Origin of the sequence: Thiolapillus sp. (assembly GCF_048562965.1) — a bacterium.
In the GTDB taxonomy this organism is placed as follows: Bacteria; Pseudomonadota; Gammaproteobacteria; order Chromatiales; family Chromatiaceae; genus Thiolapillus; species Thiolapillus brandeum_A.
Window position 1 is genome coordinate 1 of record NZ_JBHNMF010001208.1, and the last position, 784, is coordinate 784.

Annotated in this window: 3 protein-coding genes; all 3 read left to right on the plus strand. The window is 60.3% G+C overall.

Translation table 11 applies throughout. From position 1 onward, the window contains the following. The first annotated feature begins 155 nt into the window (after positions 1-155). On the plus strand, positions 156-353 hold the full coding sequence (gene tnpA, locus ACOCD2_RS23340) for an IS66 family insertion sequence element accessory protein TnpA (RefSeq protein ID WP_293653667.1): 198 nt from the start codon (positions 156-158) through the stop codon (positions 351-353). Beyond that, a complete protein-coding gene (locus tag ACOCD2_RS23345; protein WP_293653668.1) occupies positions 344-472 on the plus strand; it encodes a hypothetical protein in 129 nt (42 codons plus the stop codon). Before tnpA ends, ACOCD2_RS23345 begins: the two co-directional genes overlap by 10 nt. Further along, positions 469-784, plus strand: a 316-nt coding sequence (tnpB, locus tag ACOCD2_RS23350) for an IS66 family insertion sequence element accessory protein TnpB (protein ID WP_293653669.1), incomplete at its 3' end; no start/stop codon positions are given. The genes ACOCD2_RS23345 and tnpB, both read left to right, overlap by 4 nt.

Here is a 784-nt window from a genome sequence, read left to right on the forward strand (position 1 = left end):
CAAGGGCACCATAGACACGAAAGAGAAGTTCGAGGCCCGGCGTCCGCAACTGGCCGAACATGTGTGGAAGGTAAGCGCCCAAGAATCCACACCTGTTTTCCCCACCTGACCCTGTGCAGACGTTCTCCTGGAATTTCACGACATAGGAGAAATCGATGGACATGTCTGATGCCACCGAAGGTGCGCCGTTCTGGCAGTTACACATTGCGGCCTGGCAACAATCTGGCCTGACGCAGAAAGCCTACTGCGAACACCAGGAGCTGCGGTATAGTACCTTCGGCTACTGGGTCCGCAAGCTACGCCGGGCCGCCGAACCGGCAACAGAGAAGAAGGGGCGGGCTTTGTGCCGGTGATCCCGGCCACGGTACAGCCCACCGGCCTGACCCTGAGCCTGCCCAACGGCCTGGAGATCCGCGGCATCGAAGCGAACAACCTGAGTCTGGTGCGTGATCTGCTGGGGATGCTGGCATGAAGTACCGGTTGCGCCCCCATCCCCGCATGCCGCAGATCTACCTGTATCGGGATCCGGTGGATTTTCGCAAGAGCTTCCGGGGCCTGGCCGCGATCGTCGAGCAGGAGCTGGGCCACAACCCTTTCGAAGGGGCGCTGTATGCCTTCACCAACCGGCGGCGGGACAAGATCAAGCTCTTGTATTGGGAAGAGAACGGGTTCGTGCTCTATTACAAGAGCCTGGCCGAGGAGAAGTTCCACTGGCCGGGTGGTGAAGAGGAGCTGGTTTCGCTGACGGGGCAGCAGATCAACTGGCTGCTCGACGGCTATGACC